This window comes from Solirubrobacter ginsenosidimutans (assembly GCF_027587205.1).
The window spans coordinates 79,168-102,458 of sequence record NZ_JAPDOD010000026.1 but is presented as its reverse complement, the minus strand read 5'-3'; the positions used below and the strand labels follow the sequence as shown (position 1 = coordinate 102,458).

Genomic DNA, 23,291 nt, shown 5'->3' with positions numbered 1-23,291 from the left:
CCTGGCGCCCATGAACCGCGAGGTGGGGCTGCTGAGCGTCGTGGCGCCGATGTATGAGGAGGAGGACACGGTCGACCCGTTCGTCGAACGGGTCGAAGCCGCCCTGGGCGACCTCGACTACGAGCTGATCCTGGTCAACGACGGCTCCAAGGACCGCACGCGCGACGCGATGGCGGCCGCCGCGGCCCGCGACCCGCGGATCAAGATCGTCTCGCTGGCCCGTAACTTCGGCCACCAGCCGGCGCTCACGGCGGGCCTGGAGCACGCGACCGGCGACGTGATCGTGATGATCGACGGCGACCTTCAGGACCCACCCGAGGTCATCCCAGAGATGCTCGCGCGCTGGCGCGAGGGGATCGACGTCGTCTACGCGGTCCGGCAGCAGCGCCTGGGGGAGACGGCGTTCAAGCGCATCACGGCCCGCGGGTTCTACAAGACCTTCCGGCGCCTCACCGGCCTCGACCTCGCGGTCGAGTCCGGCGACTTCCGGCTGATGGACCGCAAGGCGCTCAACGCACTGCTGGCGATGCCCGAGCGCAACCGCTTCCTGCGCGGGATGACCGTCTGGATCGGGTTCTCGCAGATGGCCGTGCCGTTCGTGCGCCAGGAGCGCCACGCGGGCGTCACCAAGTACCCGCTGCGCAAGATGCTGCGGTTCAGCTTTGACGCGATCACCTCCTTCAGCAGCCGGCCGCTGCAGTGGGCGACGTTCCTGGGCTTCTTCTTCAGCCTGGTCGCGTTCCTCGCGATCCCGCTGACCGTCATCGCCCGCTACGCGAACATCTTCGAGCGCGGCGTGCCGACCACGATCATCGTCGTCCTGCTGCTCGGCGGCATCCAGCTGATCACGCTCGGGATCATCGGCGAGTACGTCGGACGCATCTACGACGAGGTCAAGCACCGCCCGCTGTACGTCGTCGGCGAGCGCATCAACTTCAAGGAGCCCGCGGACCGATGAGGATCGCCGTGTTGGGGGCCGGGGTCGCCGGCCTCGTCGCTGCCATGCGCCTGACCGAGGCCGGCCATACGGTCGACGTTTACGAGCGCTGGCCTGGCCTGGGCGGCCAGGCGGCGACGCTCGACGTCGGCCAGGGGCACCTGCTCGAGCGCTACTACCACCACCTCTTCTCCACCGACCGCCACATCGCCGCGCTCTACGACGAGCTCGGGATGCAGGACGAGCTGGAGTGGATCTCTTCGAGCGTGGCCTACTTCACGCAAGGCCGCCAGTGGCCGTTCGTGACCCCGATGGACCTGCTGCGCTTCAAGCCGCTGCCGCCGTTGGCGCGCGTCCGGCTCGGCGCCGCGGTGCTGGCGATCCAGCGCGGCCCGGGCAACCCCGCGCCGTTCGAGCGGATCACGGCGCGCAAGTGGATCGAGCGCTACATGGGCCGCGACGCCTACCGCGCGCTCTGGGGCCCGCTGCTTCGCGGGAAGTTCGGCGAGCGCGCCGACGACGTCGCGATGGTCTGGCTGCAGAACAAGTTCCGGCTGCGCCGCGGCGACGACGCGGCCGAGGAGAAGCTCGGCTACCCGAAGCACTCGTGGGAGCTGCTCTTCAACGCCTTGCGGGACAAGATCGAGGCCGGCGGCGGGCGGGTGCTGATCGACCGCCCCGCGGCCAAGGTCGAGCCCGGTTTCGTGATCACCCCGGGCGCGCCGCACTCGTTCCGCAAGGGCCATGACCCGCGCGACTTCGAGACGCTCGAGCCGGAGCGCTATGAGGCCGTCCTGGCCACCGTGCCCAGCGACGTCTTCGAGCAGCTCGCGGCGCCTGGGCTGGTCCCCGAGGCCTACCTCGCGAAGCTGCGCGGGATCGAGTACTTCACCGCGCTCTGCCTGCTGATCGAGCTCGACCGCCGGTTCTCGCCCTACTACTGGACCAACATCGGCGACGACGCACTGCCCTTCGTCGGGCTGATCGAGCACACCAACCTGATCGAGCCGGCGCGCTACGGCGGCCGCCGTTTCCTGTACGTCGCCAACTACCTGCCGCGCGGCCATGAGCTGCTCGACCTCGACCCCGAAACCCTGCTGGAGCGCTACACACCGGGACTCAGGGCAGTGAACGGCGAGTTCGAACGCGCCTGGATCAAACAGCTTTGGCTGCACCGCGAGCCGGCGGCTCAGCCGATCGTCACCGTCGGCTACCGCGACAAGATCCCGGCGATGCAGACGCCCACGCGCGGCTTGGTTCTGGCGAATACCACGCAGATCTTCCCGGAGGACCGCGGGACGAACTACGCGGTCCGCGAAGGGAACGAGGCAGCCGAGGCGATGTTGGGGTGGCTCCCCTAACGAAAAGTTCGGTTTATCCCCCTGGAGAAGCGGGCAGCGCCTGCCGATACTTGGGGACATGACCTCCCCGGACTCCAACTGGCTCTCCCGAGCTCTTGGTCGGAACAAGCGTCCGGCTGACGATGATCTCCACCACTGCGCAGCGTGCGGCAAGGATTACGTCAACCCCGTCAACTGGGAGCCGGTCACGCCGGAGGCCTGGTGGATGCAGCTGCGTTGCGGTGAATGCGAGACCTATCGCGAGGTCACGGTCACGAACAAGGTCGCCGAGCGCTTCGACGTCGAGCTCGACCGTCGCGCCGACCTGATCCACCGCGCCCTGCACAAGCTCGATCGCGAGCGCATGGTGCAGCAGGTGGAGACGATGATCGGCGCGCTGCGGCACGGGCTCATCGAGCCGGCCGACTTCGCCCGGCCTGCCTAGATCTCGAGGCGCTGATCCTCCAGGTCGAGCTCGCGCTCGATCCGGTGCATGACCTCGTTTGAGATCGTGCCCTGATTGCGCAGTCGCACCACCTCGACGCGCTGCGCCTCCAACACCTCGCGCAGGACCGTCTGGTAGCTGAACGATCGGTCCTCATAGCCGTCGTCCTCGATCTTTCCCGCTCGCGCGGCGAGGCGGCGCTTGCGGTACTCGTACTGGGCCTGCATCCGGTCGAGCGTGTCGTCGCGGGTCCACTCCTCGGCCTTGAGCTCCTCGATCCGCGCCAGCGCGGCCTTGGTCGCGACCAGCCGCGCCTTGAGCTCCTCGTGTGACTCCTGCGTGCCGTCGTCGATCACGCCGAGCCAGCGGATCAGCGGCGCCAGCGTGAGGCCCTGCAGCACGAGCGTCACGAAGATCACCGCGAAGGTGAGGAAGATCAGCAGGTCGCGCTGCTCGAAGTCCAGCGGGAGCGCGAGCGCGACCGCCAGCGACACCGCCCCGCGCATCCCCGCCCAGCCGCCGATCACCCGCAGCTGCCACGTCGACCGCCGCGCCCGCACCGACTCGCGCCGGTCCACCGCGCGGATGAGGAACACGACGGTCTGCTGCCAGACCATCCGCGTGATCACGACCGCGGCGCTGATCGCCGCCGCGTAGCCGAGGAGCGTCGTCCAGTGGGTGCCGTCGAGCCCGTCGAGGACCACGGGCAGCTGCAATCCGACCAGCACGAACAGGATCGCGTTGAGCAGGAACTGCAACAGCTCCCACATGCCGAAGCCCTGGATGCGGGTCGCGGGGGACGCGATCCGCGGCGCCTGCCAGCCGACGTAGCACCCGACCGTGACCGCGGCCAGGACGGCGGAGACGTCGAGGTGCTCGGCGGGCACGTACGCCGCATAGGCCGACAGCAGGCCGATCGTGTTCTCCACCAGCGGGTCGTCGAGCTTGGAGCGCACCCACGCGATCACCCACCCGACGATCAGGCCGATCGCGATCCCGCCGGCGGCCTTCCAGACGAAGTCCCAGGTCGCGTCGAGCAGCGAGAACCCCGCACCGGCCGCGGCCGCGAGCGCGATCCGGTAGGCCACGAGCGCCGTCGCGTCGTTGACCAGCGACTCGCCCTCGAGCACGGTCACCAGCGTTCGCGGCACGCCCAGGCGCCGCAGGATCGCCGTGGCCGCCACGGGGTCCGTCGGCCCGACGATCGCGCCCAGCGCGAACGCTGCGGGCCACGAGAGCCCGTCGATCAGCGTGTGCGCGACCCACGCGACCACCAGCACCGTGGCGATGACCAACCCGATCGACAGCAGCGCGATCGGCCGCAGGTTCGTCCGTAGCTCGCGCAGGTTCGCGAAGAACGCCCCCGTGTACAGCAGCGGGGGCAGGAAGAGCACGAGCACGAGGTCGGGATCGAGCTGCACGTCGGGCAGCCCGGGGACGAAACCGAGGATCGCCCCGCCGATCACCAGCACGATCGGGTACGGGACGTTGATCGCGCGGGCCGCGGCGGCCAGGACCACCACCGAGACGAACAGCGCGACGATGACTACTTCGACGCCATCCACCGCACGACGCCTTCGTCGGCGACCTCGCTCACCTCGCCGCGCTCGGCGAGCAGGTCGACGTGCCCGAGCACCTCGCAGAGCGTGAGGTAGGCCTGCGTGACGGCGACGTTGCCCCAGATCGCCTGCGCGATCTCGTGCGCCGTGCGCGGCCGCTCGGCGATCAGGCCTGCGATCTTGCGGGCGCGGCGCTCGTGCATCTCGAAGCGCTCGGCGATCAGCGCCGCGTGGTCGCCGAACGGCTCGCCGTGGCCGGGCAGCACGGTCGCGACGTCCATCGCCGCCGTGGCGCGCAGCGACTCCATGTACATCAGCAGCGCCCGCGGGCGCTCGCCGCCCGGCTCTCCCGACCGCCCGCCCAGTGCGAGCGCGATCAGCGGGTTCGACGAGATCGCCTTGATCAGGTGGTCGCCGGCGAGCAGGTCGCCGCTGGCCGCGTCGAAGAAGATCGTGTCCGAGGGCGAGTGGCCCGGCCGGTGGAGCACCTGGAAGCTGCGCGTGGCGAACTCCAGCTCGCCGCCGTCGTGCAGGCGCCGCGTGACCGGCGCGCTCCCGCCCCACCCGCGGTAGGCGCGCGACATCGCGGCGAGCGCGGTGACCATCTCCGGCGCGATCCCATGCCGCAGCATCAGCGCCTGCGCGAGCTCGTCGTTGCGGTCCGCATAGCCCGCGAAGTCCTCGACGACCGGCGCGAAGAGGTCGAGTGCGCACACGTCGGCGCCTGAGCGCTCGGCCAGCACGCCGACAAGGCCGACGTGGTCGGTGTGCTGGTGGGTGATCACGATCCGCTCGAGGTCCTCGACCTTGCGGCCGTGCTCGGCCAGCGCGCTTTCCAGCGCGACCAGCGAGTCGCCGGAGTTCGGGCCGACGTCGACCAGCGTCAGCGGGTCGTCGTCGACCAGGTAGGCGTTGACCGGGCCGACCCGGAACGGCGTCGGGATCGGCAGCCGGTGGATCACGACCGGATCAGCGCCAGCAGCTCATCGCGCCGCCGTTCCATGTCCGCTTGGGAGATCAGGCTCTCGAGGTTCAGGCGCAGCAACGGCTCGGTGTTGGACGGGCGCACGTTGAAGTGCCAGTCCGCGTAGTCGACCGAGACGCCGTCGAGCTCGGTGATCTCGGCGTCGGCGAACGTCGCCTTGATCTCCTCGATCTTCCCCTGCTGGTCGGAGACGGTGGAGTTGATCTCGCCGGAGATGAAGTAGGTCGAGCGCAGGTCCGATAGCAGCGCGGCGAGCGTCGTCTCGCGCTTGGAGAGCAGTTCGAGGATCAGCAACGCCGGGATCGTGCCCGAATCCGCGTTGTAGAACGCCTTGAAGTAGTAGTGGCCGGAGACCTCGCCGCCGAACTCGCCGCCCTCGTCGCGCATGCGGGTCTTGAAGAACGCGTGGCCGACGCGGTTGACCAGCGCGCGGCCGCCGAGGCGGGTGATCGTGTCCGGCACCGCCCGCGAGGCGCGGACGTCGTAGAGGATGTCGGCGCCGGGGGTCTTCTCCAGCACCGAGGACGCGAGCAGCGCGGTCAGGAAGTCGCCGGGGACGAACTCGCCCTCGCCGTCGAAGAAGAAGCAGCGGTCGGCGTCGCCGTCCCAGGCGATGCCGAGGTCGGCTCCCTCCTCGATCACCTTGCGGACGATGAACTCGCGGTTCTCGGGCAGCAGCGGGTTCGGCTCGTGGCCGGGGAACTCGCCGTCCGGGACCCAGTAGGTCTCGACCAGCTCGAGCGGGAGCGTCTTCAGGATCGGCCCGATCATCGGCCCGGCCATGCCGTTGCCGCCGTCGAGGACGACCTTCAGCGGCCGGACGGCGCTCGTGTCGATGACCTTCAGCGCCTCGCGCTGGAACGCCTCATAGATGTCGACCTCCTCGTAGGAGCCGCCGCCGGGGGCTTCGCCGAGGCCGTTCTCGATGTGGGCGCGGATCTCCTGCAGTCCGCGATCGCCGGACAGCGCCACGCTTCCGCGCTCGACCATCTTGGCGCCCGTGTAGGCCTTCGGGTTGTGGCTGGCGGTGCACATCAGGCCGCCGTCGAGGTCACGCGAGCCGACGAGCCAGTAGACCATCTCGGTGCCGACCTGGCCGGCGTCGACGACGTGGGCGCCCTCGGCGACCATGCCGTCGCGGTAGCGCTCCGACAGCTCCGGCGCCGACAGGCGCATGTCGCGCCCCAGGCCGATCCGGAGCTCGCCGGTGGGCTTGCCGGACAGGTCGGAGAGCGCTCGCGTGAGGCCGCGCCCGATCGCCTCCGCGGTGTCGCCGTCGATGTCGTCCCCATAGATGCCGCGGACGTCGTAGGCCTTGAAGATCTTCGCGAGGTCGGTCACGGGCATGGCGCCGCAGGATAATCACCGGGGGGCTGCCGCCCCCCGGAACCCCCCGCTTATCAGAGGCGCTTGCCGAACCAGTGGTGGGCGTAGGGCTCGTCGTTGAAGGGCGCGACCTCCTCGTAGCCCGCGGCGCGGTAGAGCCCGATCGCCTCCGTGAGGCTGCGGTTGGTCTCCAGGCGGGCGGTGCCGGTCTCCGAATAGCGCTCGAGCTCGCTCAGCATCCGCCGCCCGAGACCGAGCCCACGGGCCGCGGGGGAGACCCACATGCGCTTGATGTCGCCCGTCGCGGTCTTGATCGCGCCGCAGCCGACGGGCTCGCCGCGCAGGCGGGCGACGAGGAAGAGGGCGTCGTCGCTCGGCAGCGTCTTGGCGGCCTCGAAGCCGCCGTCGAAGCGCGCGTCGAGCTCCTCGTAGTACGCGGCGAGACAGCGCCGCGCGTCCGCGCTCGCCGGATCCTCGGCGGCGATCTGCACCAGCCCGGCGGTGAGCAGCCGCTCGACGGTCGCCATCGCCTCGACGAGCCGGTCGCGCTGCGCGGCACTCAAGGGGGCGAGCAGCGCCTGGGCGAGCTCGTCGCTCCAGCGGTCCAGGCTCGCGCGCTCGGCCCGGCCGGCCTCGGTCAGCGTGACCGCGCGGACGCGCTTGTCCTCGCCCGGCGCGGTCTCGACGAGCCCCTCACGCTGGAGCGAGGCGATCAGGCGGCTGAGGTAGCCGGAGTCGAGGCCGAGCCGCGTGCGGAGCGTGCGCAGGTCCGTGCCGTCGCCGATCTCCCACAGCACGCGATCGGCCCCGAGCGGGCGATTGGAGGCGAGATAGGAGTCCTGCAGGGCACCGATCCGCTCGGTGACGGTGCGATTGAAGGAACGGACAGACTCGATCTGCATATCTCTGACTATAGTCAGAGAACGGCGGTGATGATGTGCTGGAAGGTGATCAGCGTGCGGATGCCCGGGACTTTGAGCAGCGGCGGGGCGATGACGTCCAGGCGCGATCCGCGCGTGTAGATCCACCCGCGGCGCACGACGGTCTGCGGCGTCAGGCCGGCCTGTCGGAGGAGGTCGTTGGCGTCGCGCAACGTGAACCAGCGCAGGTGGGTGGCGTCGAAGATCCCCTCGGGCTTGCGCGGCCAGGACCCGCGGGCGAGGTGGGCGTAGGTGCTCCAGTGGGCGACGTTGGGGAGGCTCACGATCACCGTGGCGCCGGGTTCGAGCAGGGCGCTGTAGCGCTTCAGCGTGCCCCACGGGTCCTTGAGGTGCTCGAGGATGTCGGCCGCGATCAGGACGTCGAAGCGGCCGTCGGGAGCGGCGCTCTCCACGTCGGCGGTGAGCACCTGGTCCAGGCGGGTCGCGGCCTCGCGCGCGTAGTCGGGCTCGAGCTCGACGCCGACGACCTCGACGGCCTGGCGCTGCTTGAGCGCGGCGCCGGTCGTGCCGGTCGCGCATCCGAGATCGAGCACGCGCCGGGCGCTGCGCGGAACGTGCTCGAGGATCTCCGGCCGGGCGCGCTCGTAGGCCGCGGCGCGGGCGGCACGCTCTCCGGAACGCATTTCTCCCACAGAATATGTTGCGGAAGGTATGTAAGGAACCAAGAAGAGGCGACACATAGTCGATAGCTCCACGTCTGCACCATCGACGCCGGCCGAACTCCCACCTGCATACCGCCATCTCCCCATCTCTAGAGGACCGCGCCCTCCTCGCGCGATTCGCCGCGGGCGACGAGGAGTCGCTCGCGGTCATGTATGAACGCCACCGCCCCGCCTTGCGCCGCCAGGCTGCGCGGATCCTGTACGCCTCCGGGCACGAGACCGACGACGTGCTGCAGGACGTGTTCCTGCGCGTGCACACGGCACTGCGCGCGGGGGTGGTGCCACTCGAGCCGCGCGCGTGGCTGCTGCGGCTCGTGCACAACGCGTGCGTGGACGAGCTGCGCCGCGGGCGCACCCGCCCCGTCGGCGACGTCGAGCTCGACGGCGTCCCCGCCCTGAGCGCGCAGCTGCCCGACGAGCTCGCCCGCCGGGCCGAGGCCCGCGCCCTGCTGGGCGACATCCACCGGCTGCCCGACCGCCAGCGTTCGGTGCTGGTGATGAGCGCAATCGACGGGCTCTCGCACGAGGAGGTCGCGGGGCGGCTGCAGACGACGGTCGAGACGACCCGCTCGCTGCTCGCCCGGGCGCGCGAGAACCTGCGCCGTACCGCGGCCGCGCGCGAGACCGCCTGCACGTCGGTGTGCTCGGCGCTGGACGAGGCCGCCTCGGCCGGGGTGCGGGCGAGCGAGATCGCGCGCCGGCACCTGTGGTCCTGCTCGGACTGCCGCGCCTACCAGCGCGACCTGCGCACGACCCCGTCGCGCCTGCGCCGGCTGGCGGGGTGGAGTCCGTGGGGCGTCGTCGCGCAACTGCTCGGCGGCGGCGGGCTCGCGGGCGTGCAGAAGGTCGCGGTGGGCGCGTGCTGCGCGCTCGTCGTGGGCGGCGGCGCGGTCGCCGTGCCCGAGCTGGCGGTGCATGAGCGCCGCGTGCCGCAGCTCGCGTCCGTCGATCCGGAGATCGTCGTCCAGGCCGCGCGCCCGACGTCCCACAAGCGCGAGCCCGCGCCGAAGACTGCGGCCGCCGACGCGCCCCACTTCGTGGTGGCGGCCGCGTCGACCCCGACGGCGACGGCGAGGACGAAGGTCAAGCACGCGCGTCCGGCCAAGCGCCCGATCGCGCACAGCGCGATCTTCACCCTGTCCGAGACCCGGCGGCTCCGCTACGCGATGCGTGCGTTCGACCGGAGCAATCCCACACCGGCCGAGACACAGCGCATGCAGGCCCTGCTCGCGAAGTTCCGCAAGCAACCGAAGGGCAGCAGCCAGCGCGCGCTCGCCCTGTCGAAGCTCACGATCGCGGCGTACCACATCCCCAATCCCACCTCCCCGCCGCGCAAGGGGATCGTGCGGCCGGCGCCGACCGCGACGCCGGTCCCGACGGCCGCTCCGACCCCGGCCCCGACCGCGACCCCGGTCCCGACGGCCACGGCCACGCCGGAGCCGCCCGCTCCGACACCCACGCCGAGCGCCGCTCCGGTCGAGACGCCGACCGCGTCCCCGACCGCAACCGACACGCCGACCGCGACTCCCGCCGGCTGACACACCACCGAGCGTGCACTTCCTCGGCCTGAGCCCGAGGAAGTGCACGCTCGCGCGTCAGCCGACCAGTTGAACCGCGATCGCGCGCGCCTCGTCCACCGTCTTGGCGGGCGCGATCCTGGCCTTGATCGTGGTCCCGCTGGCCCGGATCGTCAGCGTCGGGCCCGGCTTGGGAGCGCTCGACTGCTTGCTCGGCCGGGGCTTGGTCGCGCTCTTTCCGCCCTCGACCACGACCACGTAGCCGGTCTGCTCGCTCTCGACGTGGAACCAGTCGACGTCACGCAGCGACATCCCGTCGGTGACGGCGCGCCGCTCGCCCCGCCGGTTGACGGCGGTGACCTTCGCGCGCGAGCCCCAGCTCGGGAAGATCGCCTCGATGACCTTCCCGCCGGCGCCGGTGACGCGCCATTCGGTCTCGATGAAGGTCGCCTCGAACCGGTGCGTCGTCTGGATCGCGATCCCGTTGGCACGTGCGGTGCCACGCACGCGCAGCATCTTGAAGGCGCCCGCGTAGGGGCGGTGCGGGAACGGCTGCGGGTTGTTGCCGATGCCGCGCGGCGCCTCGAGCAGCTCGAGCGGGTCGGTGCTTCCGCCCGCGACCGCGTGCTGGGAGGCCGCGATCATCTTGCCGCCGCTGCGCACCACGACCCCGAAGGACGCGGGCGGGCGCCCGCCGACCCCGCCGGCGACGTCCTGCTGGCCGTCGAAGAGCCGGGCGATGTCGACCCCGCCGTACGGGAACGCATCGCGCGAGACGGCGACGATCGCGGTGTTGTAGGTGGGCGTGGTGATCGCCAGCCGGCCGACGTCGGGGTCGTAGGCGTACAGCGGCGGCGGCTCCTCGCTGCGTGCCTTGCCCAGCCCGTAGAGCACCGCCTGCGCGGCATTGGCCTGCACGCGCGCCGCGGCGAGCACCTGCGAGGCCTCGTCGTCGTCGATCGACGGCACCGAGAACGCGTTGGCGGGCGGGAGGCCGCGGTCGCGCTGCGTCCAGCGGTCGAAGAGCTCGAAGCCGCGGTCGAGCAGGTGCTTGGCCCACGACTGGTTGGGGGCGAGCTCCGGGCAGACCGCGATGCCCAGCAGCGCCGCCTGGGAGAGCCCGAGCTTCTTGCCCTGGTGCCAGCGCTTGAACCCGAGCCCGGTGTCCCAGTTCAGGTATCCGGCGTGGGTCCAGTAGCCCGACAAGACGCGCTCCGACCACGCGCGCACGACCTCGGCGCGCGCGGAGTCAAGCGGCGGCATCCCGGCGTCGCGCGCCTGCTTGTAGGCGACGAGGAACCCGAGGACGATGTTCGCGTACTCGGCGCTGTCCAGGTTGTACTTATGCCGCTCCACCGCGCCCGGGAGGTAGTGGAAGCGGTACCCGCCGCCGAGGTTTGAGACCGTCGCGCCGGCCATCGGCTTGCGCACACCGTCCACGAAGCGCCGGACCTGCTCGAGCAGCTGGTTCTGCAGGTCCTTGCGGTCGCCGCCCACGGTCGCGGCAGCGACATACATCCGCGTGTACCAGTTGATCTGGTTCAGCCGCAGCGTCGGCCACTTCCAGAAGCTGCCCTTGGTGGTGCTGATGATGCGGTCGGCGATCAGGTCCGCGGTGGCCTGGTCGAGGCCGAGCGCGTCGCGCGCCTGCCACGCGATCATCAGCGGCCAGGCGATCTCGGTGTCGACCACGAGGTGCTGGATCCCGCCGCCCGCGATCCCGTCGCGCCAGCCCGGCTTGTGGCCCTGGCTGCTGTCGGTGGGCTTCGTCACCCACGCCGGGCCCTCGCACAGCGCCTTGATCAGCGTCTTCGCGCGATCGTCGCGGCGCGCCGGTCCGTCGTGCCCGGCCAGCGCGGCGGCGGCGTGGGTGAGGAGGAGGTTCGAGTTGACCGTCGCCTTCGTCGGCGTGTAGTAGCGCCCGTCCCAGTGCCGGTCGAGCTGGTCCTGCATGCGATCGGCGAACGCCCAGTACGCGACGTCGTCCCAGGGCTTCGACTGCGCGGCGGCCATCGGGGCGCTCCGGTGCAGCAGCACGCTCGCGAGCAGGGCGCTCGAGCCCAGCATGAAGCCTCGCCGCGTGGCGTTGTGTGGGTAGGGGAGGTCGGCCCTGCTGCGCGCTGGCAGCAGGGCGCGACCGGCTGGGGCAGCCGGCACGGGGAGCGCTCCTTGTTCGTCGTCAGGGACGCGCGGCGCGGTCTAAACGGGGTGGGGAAGAACCCCTAGGTCGCCGGCGTTGTCTGCCCCTTGGACGGGAGGTGGCGACGGGATGTGGCGGCTTTTCTCCGTCTAGACTCCTCAGCCATGGCCGGTCATTCGAAATGGGCGGGGATCAAGCACAAGAAGGCGATCGTCGATTCCCGCCGTGGCAAGTTGTTCACGAAGCTCGCGCGGGCGATCACCGTCGCCGCCAAGGAAGGCGGGGGCGACGTCGTGGGCAATGCCGCCCTCGGTCTCGCCGTCCAGAAGGCCAAGGACGCCTCGATGCCCAAGGACAACATCGAGCGCGCGATCGCCAAGGGCACCGGCGCGGGCGCCGACGCCGACACGATGGAAGCCGTGATGTACGAGGGCTACGGGCCCGGCGGCGTCGCGATGCTGGTCGAGGCGTTCACGGACAACCGCAACCGCACCGGGTCAGAGATCCGCCACGCGTTCGCCAAGCACGGCGGCAACCTCGGTGAGCCCGGCTCGGTGGCCTACCTGTTCGACAAGAAGGGCGTCGTCGTGGTCGACGGCGAGAAGTACTCCGAGGACGACCTGATGCCCGCGCTGGACGCCGGCGCCGAGGACATCGTGCTCGAGGACGACGTCTACGAGATCCTCTGCGAGCCGTCCGACCTGACCGCGATGCGCGCCGCACTGGTCGACGCCGGGATCGAGGTCGTGGAGTCGCAGGTGATGCAGCGCCCGAAGACGCTGGTGCCGCTGGACGAGGACGGCGCGATCAAGCTGATGAAGCTGATCGACACGCTCGAGGACCTGGACGACACCGACACGGTGCACGCCAACTTCGACGTCGACGCCGAGATCCTCGAGCGGGTCGCGGGCTAGCTCTTTAGAGCCTTCCGTACGCCCTGAGGACCTTCAGGGCGTCGATCGTCACCAGGCCGCTCCACTCGATCGCGATCGCGGGCGTCCAGTGCGCCCACGTGATCTCCCAGCCGCCGTGTTCGCGCTGCTCGCTCTCGAGGTGGTCGAGGCTGGCCTCGACCTCCGAGTCGCTGAACCACGCGCGGGCGAGGCTGCCGGGGGACTTCGCGAAGTTGTGCGGGTGGTGGATCTCGCCCGGCGAGTAGCCCTCGGGCTGGACGCCGACCAGGCCCTGCTCGCGGACGAGCTTCCCGAGGCGCTCGGCCTCGCGCGCCGCTCGTTCGCGGTCCGGCGCCGCGTCGAGGAACGTGATCGCCGACTCGACCTCGTAGGGATGGGTCTTCTCGATCGCCGCGATCGCGGTCCAGCAGAACGTCTCCGCGTTCGCCTTCCACGGGTGCTCGCCGGGGAGCCGCGCGTACAGGAGCGCGGTCGCGAGCAGCGTCCCCTCGGTCCCGATGCCCCACCACGGCGCGCGCGGCCACGGCTCGAGGCTCGGCAGCGCGACCGGGACGCCCCCGTCGGGCGCGGTCAGTGTCTGGATGTGGTCGCCGATGCCGGGGTCGGTCTCCCCGAGCTCCTCGAGCACCTCGAGCGCGGTCCAGATGTGCGGCGGCTGGCTCGTCGGGCCGCGCCCGTCGGGCTCCAGCGCGAACCCGTACCCGCCGTCGGCGGTCTTGTACGGCTCCAGCGCGGCCTTGATCGCCACGGCGTCGCCATTGGTGCCGAACAGGAACTCGAAGCGCCGCTGCTCGAGGACCCGAGCCGTCGTCCAGATGTACTCCTGCGCCTTATCGATCATTGCGACGGACGCTACGCGCCGAGCGCGCCGGCGGCTTGAACGAATCGGCCACCGAGCGTCGAGTTTCGCGAGTACAGCGCGAGAAAGTCGATGCCCGGCGTCAGACCGCGAGGCGTTCGCCCGCGGGCGTCGCGCGGGAGGAGACGAGCTCCAGCGGGGTGCGGCCCGCGAGCCGGCGGGTCTCGCGGGTGAGGTGGGCCTGGTCGGCGTAGCCCGCCAGCAGGGCGAGGCGGGCGAGTTCGCCGCCGTCGGCCGCCAGGGCCAGGAACCGCTGGAAGCGCAGGATCCGCGCCAGCGTCTTGGGGCCGTAGCCGACGGCCTCGGTGAAGCGGCGGCGCAGCTGGCGCTCGCTGACGCCGAGTGCCGCGCCCAGTGCGTCGACGCGCGCGCCGGGGCCGGCCATGCCCAGTGCGGCGGCGCGGGCGAGCGGGTCGATCTCGACCAGGTGCAGGCGCTCGCGCACGATCTCGAGCAGCGCGGGCATGCCACCGAGGGCGACGCGCTCGTCCACCCACGAGCCCCAGACCTGCGTGATCGGCACCGTCGAGTCGGTGAGCTCGCCTGCGGGGAGGCCGAGCGCGGCACCCGCGAGGCCGAGCCGGAAGCGCACGCCCCAGACGCGGTCGCCGACGGCGATCGACGGATCCACAGGCCCGGTGGCGGGCCCGGCGACGACCAGGCGCGTCCCGTGCCAGACGAGATCCACGCAGCCGTCCGGGAAGATCATGCCGCCGCGGTGGACGGTCGTCCACACGCAGGCCACATAGGGCGCGAGATCGGGTGGGGGAGCGAACTCGCGGTACACCGACACGATTGTCGCAGCGAAAACGGGGAACATGGAGTGACCGAGATGCTGCGCTCTTCTTGGTCTCCTCCCGCCTTGGCGCTCGTGCTCCTGATGGCCTTCGGCTCGGTGGTCATGTGGATCGGCGTGCCGATCGGGCTGATCTACCTCGCGTCGCGGATCGCGGACTCGGCCCGCCCCAGCGCCGGGCCGTACCTGCTGGTCCTGATCGGCTTGCCCGTCGGGATGGCGATCGTCGGCAAGTGCCTGGGCACGCTCGACCGCCTGCACGGGCGCCTGACGGGGCGCCACGAGGAGCGTCACCGGGCGACGTGGCTGCGCTCGATGCGGGCCGAACGCACCTCCACCCGCCGCGGCGGCGTCCTCGATCAGGTGATGATCGTCTCCGTCGGCCTGGCGCTCGTGGCGTTCGGGGTCTGGTTCTTCGGCTTCGCGGGCTCGTCGCTACCGACGGGTTAGCCCGCCGAGCGACCGCCGCTGCACGCCGTCGGCGTCGAAGTTCGCCTCGTCCAGCCACGCCTCGAAGCCGGCGCGCACGGCCGGCCACTCGCCGTCGAGGATCGAATACCACGCGGTGTCGCGGTTGCCGCCCTTGACGATCATGTGCTGGCGGAAGACGCCCTCGAACGTGAAGCCGAACCGCTCCGCCGCGCGGCGGGAGCGCTCGTTCGCCGCGTTGCACTTCCACTCGAACCGGCGGTTGCCGAGCCCGTCGAAGGCCTCGCGAGCGAGCAGGTAGATCGCCTCGGTCGCCGCGGGCGTGCGCTGCAGCGGCGCGCCGAACCAGATGTGGCCGATCTCGATGCACCCGTGCGCGGGCTCGATCCGCAGGTAGCTGACGATGCCCGACGCCACGCCGCCGACGACGACGGCGTAGAACAGCGGATCGTCGCTCGCGGCCTGCGCGCGCAGGTGCTCGGTGAGCGCGCCGACGTCGTCGAACGGGCCGTAGGGGAGGTAGTCCCACAGCGCCGGATCGCCCTCGGCGGCGGCGAACAGGTCGCCCGCGTGGCGCTCGGGGTCAAGCGGCTCGAGCCGGACGCGAGCGCCCTCGAGCACGGTGCGCCGTGGCCGGTCGCGGGCGGGGTGCGGAGTCGGGGTCACGCCGCTCATGCTGGCCGTCACGCCCGCCGAACTCCAGGGCCAATCGGCGACGACCCGCGCGGTCCAAGCGCGGGAAGGCGTCCGGGCTCGGACGGAGAATTCCCCGCGTGCACGTGATCGTCCTCGGCATCGACCCCGGCGTCGCCAACACCGGCTACGGCATCGTCGCGCACGATCGCGGGCGGCTGGTCGCGCTCGACGGCGGCGTGATCGAGACCCCCGCGGGGCAGGATCAGGGCGTCCGCCTGACGACGATCCACGCCCGCGTCGGCGAGCTGATCGACGACTACAAGCCCGACGCGGTCGCGATCGAGGACCTCTACTTCGGCGCCAACGCGCGCTCGGCGTTCGCCGTGGGGCAGGCGCGCGGGGTAGTGATCCTGGCCGCCGGCCAAAGATCCATCCGGTGCGCGTCCTATACCCCTCAGCAGGTCAAGGCCGCCGTCTGCGGCTCCGGAAAAGCCGCCAAGGATCAGGTCCAGCGCATGGTGCAGTCCCTGCTCTCACTCACCGAGCTCCCCAAGCCCGATCACGCCGCCGACGCGCTCGCGGTGGCGATCTGCCATGCCAACGGCGCGCCGCTGCGGGCCGCGCTGGATCGGGCGAGCGCATGATCGCGCTGCTCCAGGGTGAGGTCGCGGTGCGCCGCGGCGATCACGTGGTCGTCTCGTGCGGCGGCGTCGGCTACAGGCTCGCGGTTTCGGCAGAAACGTTGCGCCACGTGCCCCGTGTAGGCGAATCCACGACTTTGTTCAGCCACCTCATCGTCCGCGACGATGCGCTGCTGCTCTACGGCTTCGCCACCGAGGAGGAGCGGGACCTGTTCCTGCTGCTGCTCGGCGTCCAGAGCGTCGGTCCGAAGATGGCGATCGCGGTGCTCTCCGGCGGCCCGCCGCGAGAGCTGCTGTCGGCGGTGGCGAGCGGCGATACCGCCCGTTTGCAGGCCGTTCCCGGCATCGGGAAGCGCACCGCCGAGCGCATCATCGTCGAGCTGCGCGAGAAGGTCGGCGCCGCGGTCGTCGACGATCCGATCGTCATCACGCGGACCGACGAGCCGCACGCGCTGGCCCGCGAAGGCCTGATCGGCCTCGGCTTCGGGCCGCAGGAGGTCGACGCGCTGCTGGACGGCGCCCCGGGTGACACGCCGGAGGCCCTGATCGCCCACGCCCTGAAGGCCTCGCGCCGATGATCCGGACCCCCGGGGCCGACGTCGAGCGCATCCAGACGCCGAGGGCACGCGTGGACGACGAGCCCGAGGCGCGGCTGCGCCCGCAGGCGCTCGACGAGTTCGTCGGCCAAGACGCGCTGAAGGCGCAGCTGGAGATGGCGATCCGCGCCGCCTCAGGCCGCGGCGAGCCGCTGGATCACGTCCTGCTGGCCGGCCCGCCGGGTCTGGGCAAGACGTCGCTGGCCCGGATCATCGCCCGCGAGCTCGACGTCCGGATCACCGAGACCGCCGGCCCGGCGCTCGAGGACAAGAAGGACATCGCGTCCTTCCTGACGAGCCTGGAGCCTGGGCAGATCTTCTTCGTCGACGAGATCCACCGCCTGCCGCGCGCGGTCGAGGAGACGTTCTATCCCGCGATGGAGGACGGCCAGTTGCCGGTCACGCTCGGCGTGGGCCCGGGGGCGAAGGTCGTCACGCTCGACCTGCCCGCGTTCACGCTGATCGGCGCGACCACCCGCGCGGGGCTCCTGACCGCCCCGCTGCGCGATCGCTTCGGCATCCAGCACCGCCTGGACCTCTACAACGCCGACGAGCTGGCGGCGATCGTCGTCCGCAGCGCCGGCGTGCTCAAGGTCCCGGTGCACATGGACGGGGCGCGGGCGATCGCCGAGCGCTCGCGCGGCACCCCGCGCGTCGCGAACCGGCTCCTGAAGCGGGTGCGCGACTACGCGCAGGTCGAGGGCGACGGCTCAGTCGACGCGGCGACGGCCTATGCGGCGCTGGACATGCTGGAGGTCGATCACGAGGGGCTGGACCGCCTGGATCGCGAGATCCTGCACGCGATCTGCGTGCGCTTCAGCGGCGGCCCGGTCGGCCTCTCGACCCTGGCGGTGGCCGTGCACGAGGAGCAGGACACGATCGAGGACGTCTACGAGCCGTATCTGCTGCAGCGCGGGTTCATCCAGCGCACGCCGCGCGGGCGGGTGGCGACGCCGCACGCGTTCGCCCACCTCGGCATCGAGCCCCCCGCAAGTGGCCAGAGCCTGTTCTGAGCCAATGTCCATATCGCTCCTTTAGCGCGAGGGCTACCCTCCCGATTCGTAATGGCCCATCTGTTCATCTGCCCGAACTGCGGCAACCGGACGTCTCAGACTGAGCGCACCGCCGGTTTTCGCAACGTACCCAAGGGTTGCTCGAAGTGCGGTTTCGGCTTCTTGTTCGAGCTGCTGGACGACTATTACCCCGCCCCCAATGCCGCCTTCTTCGTCTGTGACAGGGAAGGCCGGATCATCGGCTGTGGCCGCGGCTCACGCGAGCTCACGGGTCTTTCCGACGAGAAAGTGATCGGCCGCCCGGTACGCGATGTACTCGGCCTCGACTTCCACGGCGAAGAAGATCCTGTAGGTGTGGCCCTAGAGTGGGGGGTGCGTCGGCTCGGAAAGCCCGTCACCGTCAACGCGGAAGGAGATTTGCCCGCAAAAGCGGTTGCCGATCTCTTCCCCGCCTACGATGATGACGGCGGTCTCCTTCTTGTCTTGACGCCGTCCCGGTAGTCCAGCAAACCTAATCGTCCGTCCTGCGGCCTCCTGTCGGCCGCGTAGCCAACCGAGAAAAACCCTTGTCCGATCGCCGCCGTTCAATCTTCGTTCTGCTCATCGTCGTCGTCTTGATTGGCGCGTCGCTGGCAGTTGTCCTGACCAAGCCGACCAAGCTCGGCCTGGATCTCCAGGGCGGCGTGCAGCTCGTCTACAAGGCGCAGCCCACCGCGGCGCAGCCCGTGGTCGACGCCGACGCCATGCAGCGGTCGATCGACCTGATGCAGCAGCGCGTCAACGCCTTCGGTGTTTCCGAGGCCGAGATCCTGCAGTCGGGCAATGACCAGATCGAGGTCAACCTGCCCGGCGTCAAGGACGCCGAGACCGCCGCCCAGCAGGTCGGCTCCACCGCCCAGTTGTTCTTCTACGACTGGGAAGCGAACATCCTCGACGACAAGTGCAAGACGAACCCGGACCAGAACGCGTCCGGTCGTCAGCCGATCGTCGGTCTGCGTGCCGCCGTCCTCGCGGCGTCGAAGTGCACGAGCGTCGGGGTCGGCAAGGGCCTTGACCCGCTGGCGCCCGATTCGCCCGGCGGACAGTCTCAGGCGGCCGCCAAGCCGCGCTTCTACGCGTTCGACTCCAAGACGAAGAAGCCGATCGGCGACGGGCAGTCGTTCGACACGCGCGAGCAGGCGCTCGAGTCGGTGGACACCAAGACGAACCCGAACCCCGAGATCATCGAGGTTCCGGCCGGCGTGCTCGTCCTGCGCGAGCAGCCGGGCACCAGCAACGACCCGAACTCCGTGGTCAAGCCGGACCGCTGGTGGGTCATCCAGGACCGCCCGGGCCTGAGCGGCACGGACATCAAGGACCCGCAGCAGAACTCGGACACGAACCTCGGCAACGAGCCGATCGTGACCTTCAACTTCACCAGCCAGGGTCGCAAGGCGTTCCAGGCGATCACGCGCCGGGTCGCCGAGCGGGGCGCGGACAACGCGCTCGGCGGCGACCCGATCTCCACGTCGCAGCACTTCGCGATCGCCCTCGACAACGAGCTGGTCTCGGCGCCGTACATCAACTGGCGCGAGAACCCGGACGGCATCGACGGCGCGACCGGCGCGCAGATCTCGGGCAACTTCACGATCAAGTCCGCGCAGGACCTGGCCAAGATCCTCAAGATCGGCGCCCTGCCGCTGAAGCTGACCGAGGTCTCGCGCTCGCAGGTCTCCGCGACGCTCGGCCAGCAGGCGCTCGACCAGGGCCTGAAGGCGGGCATCGCCGGCTTCATGATCGTGGCGCTCTTCCTGATCTTCTACTACCGCGTCCTCGGCGTGGTGGCGACGCTCGCGCTGTGCATCTACGCGCTGTACTTCTACGCGCTGATCAAGATCATCCCGATCACGCTGACGCTCCCGGGCATCGCCGGCCTGGTCCTGACGCTCGGCGTCGCGGCTGACGCGAACATCGTCGTCTTCGAACGTGTGAAAGAGGAGGTAAGGGCCGGGAGATCGGTCGGCACGGCGATCGTCACCGGCTATCGAAAGGGCCTGACGGCGATCATCGACGCGAACATCGTCACGTTCCTCGTCGCCTTCATCCTCTTCATCATCGCCACGGCAGGGGTCCAGGGCTTCGCCTTCACCCTCGGCCTCGGCGTCATCGTCTCGCTCTTCACCGCGGTGGTCGCCACCCAGGCGATCCTGTACTCGCTGCGCGGCACGCGCCTGATCCGCTCCAAGGCGGCGCTGGGCGCCGGCGAGCAGCGGATCAAGTTCCGGATCGACTTCATGGGCAAGGCGAAGTGGTTCTTCTCCTTCTCGGGCTGCATCCTGCTCGTCTGCGCCCTGGCGATGTCCAGCAAGGGCATCAACTTCGGCATCGACTTCGACGGCGGCACGCGGATCACCGCGCCGCTGGAGAAGGCGGCGACCGTCGACCAGGTCCGCGACGTCGTCGCGCCGCTCGGGCTCGCCGACGCGAAGATCCAGACGCTGCAGAACCCCAAGCTCGGCAGCCACGTCGTGCAGATCTCCACGAAGGAGCTGCCGAAGGGCGGCTCCGGCGCGGTGGTCAGCGCGCTCAAGTCCTCGTTCGGCCAGGCGGATCAGCCCAACGTCGAGGAGATCGGCCCGAGCTTCGGCAAGACCGTCGCGAAGTCCGCGATCTACGCGATCATCGCCTCGCTGTTGATCATCTCGATCTACATCGCGCTGCGGTTCGAGTGGAAGTTCGCCGTGCCGGTGCTGATCGCACTGATGCACGACATCCTGATCGTCGCCGGCGTCTACGCATTGACCGGCCGGGAGGTGACGACGTCCACGGTCGCGGCGCTCTTGACCATCCTGGGTTACTCGCTCTACGACACGATCATCGTGTTCGACCGCGTGCGCGAGAACATCCCGCGAATGCCGAGCGCGGCGTTCTCCCAGATCGTCAACCGCTCGCTGTCCGAGGTCATCGTCCGCTCGATCGCGACCAGCTTCTGCACCCTGCTGCCGGTGCTGGCCCTGATGCTCTTCGGCGGTGAGACGCTGCGCGACTTCGCCTTCGCGCTGTTGATCGGTATCGCCTCCGGCACGTACTCCTCGATCTTCATCGCCACCCCGGTGCTCCAGCACTGGAAGGAGCGCGAGCCGGGCTTCCGCGCCCGCCACGCCCGCATCCTCGAGCGCCTCGGCACGGTTCCGCCGTACGCGACGGTCGAGCAGGGCGGCCCGATCGACGTCCAGCCCAAGGAGGGTGGCCGTCGCAAGAGCATCTCCGCTCCGCCCGGCCAGGAGGTCTCGGCGTCGGAGTTCCAGGACATGGTGCGCGAGCTCGGCGTCGACGAAGCGGCTCCCGCCGCTCCGGCCCGCCAGCCCGCGGCGACCGGCGCAGGCCGCCCCGCCGGCGGCAGGCGCGCCCGCGCCCGCGCCGAAGGCTCCAACGGGGCTCCGCAGGCCGGCCCGTCGTCGCCGGCGTCGCCGGACAACGGCGAGAACGGCGACTCGAAGGACCGAAAGCCCCGCAACCGTCGTCATGGGAGGCCGCGCTGATGGCCGCGCTCGTCTGGGTCATGGTGGGCCTCGCCCTCTGGCACTTCACCGTTTTCCTGCCGGACAACTTCTACGGGGGGATCGTGGGCGCGTTCTGCGGCGCGCTGCTCGGCTCCTTCCTGTTCGGGCTGATCGTCAACCTCGGGACGATCCCGGGGGAGAGCGGCACCGATCTCTGGACCGGCGTCGAGGCGATCCCGGGCACGTTGATCGGGCTCGGCATCATGTGGTGGCTTGGCGTGCGCAAGATGGCCGCCGAGGCCCCGCGCGTCGCCGCCGCCTGATCGGCGCCGCGGCGCAGCAGTTTCGACGGCGGGCCCATGTGGCCCGCCGTTGGTGTTTTTTGGGGGTCAAGGTTGACTACGATGACTGCGTGTCGGCCACCCGTCTCCTGGTCCTGGGCGCGATCAGGACGATGCAGCCTGTCCACGGCTACGTCGTCCGCCGCGAGTTGGTCAGCTGGCGCCTCGAGGAGACGACGAACGTCAAGCCGGGGTCGATCTACGGGGCGATCCGGACGCTGGTCAAGGACGGCTGCGTCGCGGTGCACGAGCGCAGCGGCGGCGACGACCGCCCCGAGCGCACGACGTACGTGCTGACGGGGGAGGGCGAGAAGGAGTTCCAGCTGATGCTGCGGGAGGCGTGGTGGAAGGTCTCCTCCCCCAAGGAGCCGCTGATCCCCGCGCTGACCATGCTGCTGTTCCTGCCGCGTGAGGAGCTGGTGCGCGCCCTGGAGGCGCGTATCGGCGCGCTCGAGGGGTCGCTGGACGGGCTGACCTTCCAGCGCTCGACGATCAAGGACGGCGCCACCGGCGCCGACGGCGACATCCCCGAGCACGTCCGGGAGATCCTCGACTTCGTCTCCATGCGCACCCGCGCCGAGATCGAGTGGACCAAGGGGCTCCGCAAGCGCCTGCGCGACGGCGCGTACACCTTCGCGGGCGAGCCAGGCTTTCCCGACCTCGGTCCCGGACGCGGATGGAATAGTCAAGCTTGACTATGAGGCGGGCAGGGAGCATCATGGCTCCCGTGACCTCCTCGTCCCAGATCTCGGTACGCGGCCTCGCCCGCCGCTTCAAGACCCGCGACGGTGTGTTGGATGCCGTCCGCGGCATCGACTTCGACGTCGCCGGCGGTGAGATCGTCGGCCTGCTCGGGCCCAACGGCGCCGGCAAGACCACGACGCTGCGAATGCTGACGACGTTGCTGGAGCCCACCTCCGGGGCGGCGACGATCGCGGGCCGCGACCTGGCCGCCGAGCCGCGGGAGGTCCGCCGGCGCATCGGCTACGTCGCCCAGGTCGGCGCGGCGCCGGCGGCCGGGACGCGCGTCGGGGAGGAGCTCGTGACCCAGGGTCGCCTGCAGGGCTTGTCCAAGGCCGACGCGACCGCCCGGGTGACCGCGCTGGCGCCGCAGCTCGACCTGGCAGGGCTGGAGAACCGCGCGCTGGTCGAGCTCTCCGGCGGCCAGCGCCGCCGCTTCGACATCGCGCTCGGGCTCGTTCACTCGCCGTCGGTCGTCTTCCTCGACGAGCCCACCGCCGGCCTCGACCCGCAGAGCCGCGCGAATCTCTGGGAGCACATCCGCGACCTGCGCGCTCGCCTCGGCGTGACGATCCTCCTCACGACCCACTACCTCGAAGAGGCCGACGCCCTGGCCGACCGCATCCTGGTCATGGACGGAGGCCGGCTCGTCGCCGACGACACGCCGGCGGCGCTGAAGGCCCGCATCGCGGGCGACGTCATCGAGATCGCGCTGACCGACCCCGACGGCCTGGAGCAAGCCGGGCAGATCGCCCGCGACACGCTCGCGCCGCGCGAGGTCGTCACGAGCGCCGGGACGCTGCACGTCACCGTCGACGAAGGCGCCACGGCTGTCGCGCCCCTGCTGCTCGCGCTCGAGCGGGCCGGCTTGACGCCGGCGTCCGTCAACGTCAGCCGCCCGTCGCTGGACGACGTCTTCCTGACCCTCACCGGCCGCACGCTGCGCGACGGCGACGCGGTCGCGATCCCCGCCTAGACCGGAGCCATCGAG

The 23,291-nt window shown here is 70.7% G+C and carries 23 protein-coding genes; 14 read left to right on the top strand and 9 right to left on the bottom strand.

The window, feature by feature from the left end:
* Positions 1-10: 10 nt before the first annotated feature.
* From OM076_RS25425 to OM076_RS25415, 3 genes are read left to right on the top strand one after another with little or no spacing between them, the layout of a single operon-like run.
* Positions 11-958 carry a glycosyltransferase family 2 protein gene (locus OM076_RS25425; RefSeq protein ID WP_270042905.1) on the top strand — a complete coding sequence of 316 codons (948 nt, stop codon included), beginning with the start codon at positions 11-13 and terminating at the stop codon, positions 956-958.
* On the top strand, positions 955-2,298 hold the full coding sequence (locus OM076_RS25420; protein WP_270042904.1) for an NAD(P)/FAD-dependent oxidoreductase: 1,344 nt from the start codon (positions 955-957) through the stop codon (positions 2,296-2,298). Before OM076_RS25425 ends, OM076_RS25420 begins: the two co-directional genes overlap by 4 nt.
* 58 nt (positions 2,299-2,356) lie before the next feature.
* The gene (locus OM076_RS25415) at positions 2,357-2,722 is read left to right on the top strand and encodes a hypothetical protein (RefSeq protein WP_270042903.1); all 366 of its coding nucleotides are present in this window, start codon (positions 2,357-2,359) and stop codon (positions 2,720-2,722) included.
* On the opposite strand, the gene OM076_RS25410 is transcribed toward OM076_RS25415, so the two are convergent.
* The 5 genes from OM076_RS25410 to OM076_RS25390 are packed head-to-tail and all read right to left on the bottom strand — an operon-like array spanning position 2,719 to position 8,156.
* Positions 2,719-4,287: a Na+/H+ antiporter gene (locus tag OM076_RS25410; protein ID WP_270042902.1), complete on the bottom strand. Its 1,569-nt coding sequence runs from the start codon at positions 4,285-4,287 to the stop codon at positions 2,719-2,721. The two genes, OM076_RS25415 and OM076_RS25410, sit on opposite strands and share 4 nt — an antisense overlap.
* The gene (locus OM076_RS25405; protein ID WP_270042901.1) at positions 4,269-5,243 is read right to left on the bottom strand and encodes an MBL fold metallo-hydrolase; all 975 of its coding nucleotides are present in this window, start codon (positions 5,241-5,243) and stop codon (positions 4,269-4,271) included. Before OM076_RS25405 ends, OM076_RS25410 begins: the two co-directional genes overlap by 19 nt.
* Positions 5,240-6,613 carry a phosphomannomutase/phosphoglucomutase gene (locus OM076_RS25400; RefSeq protein ID WP_270042900.1) on the bottom strand — a complete coding sequence of 458 codons (1,374 nt, stop codon included), beginning with the start codon at positions 6,611-6,613 and terminating at the stop codon, positions 5,240-5,242. The genes OM076_RS25405 and OM076_RS25400 overlap by 4 nt, the downstream gene beginning before the upstream one ends.
* 53 nt (positions 6,614-6,666) lie before the next feature.
* Positions 6,667-7,494, bottom strand: coding sequence for a bifunctional helix-turn-helix transcriptional regulator/GNAT family N-acetyltransferase (locus OM076_RS25395; protein WP_270042899.1), 828 nt, complete (start codon positions 7,492-7,494; stop codon positions 6,667-6,669).
* Between the two features lie 14 nt (positions 7,495-7,508).
* Complete coding sequence (locus tag OM076_RS25390) at positions 7,509-8,156, bottom strand: class I SAM-dependent methyltransferase (protein ID WP_270042898.1); 648 nt, start codon at positions 8,154-8,156, stop codon at positions 7,509-7,511.
* Positions 8,157-8,344: 188 nt separating this feature from the next.
* Between OM076_RS25390 and OM076_RS25385 the strand changes: the two genes are divergently transcribed.
* On the top strand, positions 8,345-9,733 hold the full coding sequence (locus tag OM076_RS25385; RefSeq protein WP_270042897.1) for an RNA polymerase sigma factor: 1,389 nt from the start codon (positions 8,345-8,347) through the stop codon (positions 9,731-9,733).
* 57 nt (positions 9,734-9,790) lie between these two features.
* Here the strand turns inward: OM076_RS25385 and OM076_RS25380 are convergent, their stop codons facing one another.
* Positions 9,791-11,779, bottom strand: a complete 1,989-nt coding sequence (locus OM076_RS25380; protein WP_270042896.1) for a hypothetical protein — start codon at positions 11,777-11,779, stop codon at positions 9,791-9,793.
* A gap of 237 nt (positions 11,780-12,016) precedes the next feature.
* Here OM076_RS25380 and OM076_RS25375 point away from each other — a divergent pair, with 237 nt between their 5' ends.
* Entirely contained in the window at positions 12,017-12,766 is a 750-nt protein-coding gene (locus OM076_RS25375) for a YebC/PmpR family DNA-binding transcriptional regulator (RefSeq protein ID WP_270042895.1), read from the top strand.
* A 4-nt stretch (positions 12,767-12,770) separates the two neighbouring features.
* Here the strand turns inward: OM076_RS25375 and OM076_RS25370 are convergent, their stop codons facing one another.
* Both OM076_RS25370 and OM076_RS46315 read right to left on the bottom strand, forming a co-directional pair.
* Positions 12,771-13,607: a hypothetical protein gene (locus OM076_RS25370; RefSeq protein WP_270042894.1), complete on the bottom strand. Its 837-nt coding sequence runs from the start codon at positions 13,605-13,607 to the stop codon at positions 12,771-12,773.
* Between the two features lie 100 nt (positions 13,608-13,707).
* A complete protein-coding gene (locus OM076_RS46315; protein WP_270042893.1) occupies positions 13,708-14,412 on the bottom strand; it encodes a helix-turn-helix domain-containing protein in 705 nt (234 codons plus the stop codon).
* A 75-nt stretch (positions 14,413-14,487) separates the two neighbouring features.
* On the opposite strand from OM076_RS46315, the gene OM076_RS25360 reads away from it, so the two are divergent.
* Positions 14,488-14,871, top strand: a complete 384-nt coding sequence (locus OM076_RS25360) for a hypothetical protein (RefSeq protein WP_270042892.1) — start codon at positions 14,488-14,490, stop codon at positions 14,869-14,871.
* Here OM076_RS25360 and OM076_RS25355 read toward each other — a convergent pair.
* Complete coding sequence (locus OM076_RS25355) at positions 14,857-15,525, bottom strand: GNAT family N-acetyltransferase (RefSeq protein ID WP_272598394.1); 669 nt, start codon at positions 15,523-15,525, stop codon at positions 14,857-14,859. The two genes, OM076_RS25360 and OM076_RS25355, sit on opposite strands and share 15 nt — an antisense overlap.
* A 104-nt stretch (positions 15,526-15,629) precedes the next feature.
* Between OM076_RS25355 and ruvC the strand changes: the two genes are divergently transcribed.
* From ruvC to OM076_RS25315, 8 genes are all read left to right on the top strand, one after another.
* Positions 15,630-16,130: a crossover junction endodeoxyribonuclease RuvC gene (ruvC, locus tag OM076_RS25350; protein ID WP_372518079.1), complete on the top strand. Its 501-nt coding sequence runs from the start codon at positions 15,630-15,632 to the stop codon at positions 16,128-16,130.
* Positions 16,127-16,705: a Holliday junction branch migration protein RuvA gene (gene ruvA, locus OM076_RS25345; protein WP_270042889.1), complete on the top strand. Its 579-nt coding sequence runs from the start codon at positions 16,127-16,129 to the stop codon at positions 16,703-16,705. The genes ruvC and ruvA overlap by 4 nt, the downstream gene beginning before the upstream one ends.
* Positions 16,702-17,736, top strand: a complete 1,035-nt coding sequence (gene ruvB, locus OM076_RS25340; protein ID WP_270042888.1) for a Holliday junction branch migration DNA helicase RuvB — start codon at positions 16,702-16,704, stop codon at positions 17,734-17,736. Before ruvA ends, ruvB begins: the two co-directional genes overlap by 4 nt.
* A gap of 51 nt (positions 17,737-17,787) precedes the next feature.
* Positions 17,788-18,237, top strand: a complete 450-nt coding sequence (locus OM076_RS25335; RefSeq protein WP_270042887.1) for a PAS domain-containing protein — start codon at positions 17,788-17,790, stop codon at positions 18,235-18,237.
* Positions 18,238-18,350: 113 nt separating this feature from the next.
* Positions 18,351-21,257, top strand: a complete 2,907-nt coding sequence (gene secD / locus OM076_RS25330) for a protein translocase subunit SecD (protein ID WP_270042886.1) — start codon at positions 18,351-18,353, stop codon at positions 21,255-21,257.
* A complete protein-coding gene (locus tag OM076_RS25325; protein ID WP_270042885.1) occupies positions 21,257-21,541 on the top strand; it encodes a hypothetical protein in 285 nt (94 codons plus the stop codon). Before secD ends, OM076_RS25325 begins: the two co-directional genes overlap by 1 nt.
* Before the next feature lie 89 nt (positions 21,542-21,630).
* Positions 21,631-22,254, top strand: coding sequence for a PadR family transcriptional regulator (locus tag OM076_RS25320; RefSeq protein WP_270042884.1), 624 nt, complete (start codon positions 21,631-21,633; stop codon positions 22,252-22,254).
* Positions 22,255-22,286: 32 nt separating this feature from the next.
* Entirely contained in the window at positions 22,287-23,276 is a 990-nt protein-coding gene (locus tag OM076_RS25315; protein ID WP_270042883.1) for an ABC transporter ATP-binding protein, read from the top strand.
* The last annotated feature ends 15 nt before the right edge of the window (positions 23,277-23,291 follow it).

Excerpts from the sequence above, each read along its gene's own strand:
- OM076_RS25425 (WP_270042905.1), top strand. The coding sequence starts at position 11 with ATGAACCGCGAGGTGGGGCTGCTGAGCGTCGTGGCGCCGATGTATGAG.
- OM076_RS25420 (WP_270042904.1), top strand. The coding sequence starts at position 955 with ATGAGGATCGCCGTGTTGGGGGCCGGGGTCGCCGGCCTCGTCGCTGCC.
- OM076_RS25415 (WP_270042903.1), top strand. The coding sequence starts at position 2,357 with ATGACCTCCCCGGACTCCAACTGGCTCTCCCGAGCTCTTGGTCGGAAC.
- OM076_RS25400 (WP_270042900.1), bottom strand. The coding sequence starts at position 6,613 with ATGCCCGTGACCGACCTCGCGAAGATCTTCAAGGCCTACGACGTCCGC.
- OM076_RS25395 (WP_270042899.1), bottom strand. The coding sequence starts at position 7,494 with ATGCAGATCGAGTCTGTCCGTTCCTTCAATCGCACCGTCACCGAGCGG.
- OM076_RS25390 (WP_270042898.1), bottom strand. The coding sequence starts at position 8,156 with ATGCGTTCCGGAGAGCGTGCCGCCCGCGCCGCGGCCTACGAGCGCGCC.
- OM076_RS25385 (WP_270042897.1), top strand. The coding sequence starts at position 8,345 with ATGTATGAACGCCACCGCCCCGCCTTGCGCCGCCAGGCTGCGCGGATC.
- OM076_RS25380 (WP_270042896.1), bottom strand. The coding sequence starts at position 11,779 with ATGCTGGGCTCGAGCGCCCTGCTCGCGAGCGTGCTGCTGCACCGGAGC.
- OM076_RS25375 (WP_270042895.1), top strand. The coding sequence starts at position 12,017 with ATGGCCGGTCATTCGAAATGGGCGGGGATCAAGCACAAGAAGGCGATC.
- OM076_RS25370 (WP_270042894.1), bottom strand. The coding sequence starts at position 13,607 with ATGATCGATAAGGCGCAGGAGTACATCTGGACGACGGCTCGGGTCCTC.
- OM076_RS25355 (WP_272598394.1), bottom strand. The coding sequence starts at position 15,525 with ATGAGCGGCGTGACCCCGACTCCGCACCCCGCCCGCGACCGGCCACGG.
- ruvA (WP_270042889.1), top strand. The coding sequence starts at position 16,127 with ATGATCGCGCTGCTCCAGGGTGAGGTCGCGGTGCGCCGCGGCGATCAC.
- ruvB (WP_270042888.1), top strand. The coding sequence starts at position 16,702 with ATGATCCGGACCCCCGGGGCCGACGTCGAGCGCATCCAGACGCCGAGG.
- OM076_RS25335 (WP_270042887.1), top strand. The coding sequence starts at position 17,788 with ATGGCCCATCTGTTCATCTGCCCGAACTGCGGCAACCGGACGTCTCAG.
- OM076_RS25325 (WP_270042885.1), top strand. The coding sequence starts at position 21,257 with ATGGCCGCGCTCGTCTGGGTCATGGTGGGCCTCGCCCTCTGGCACTTC.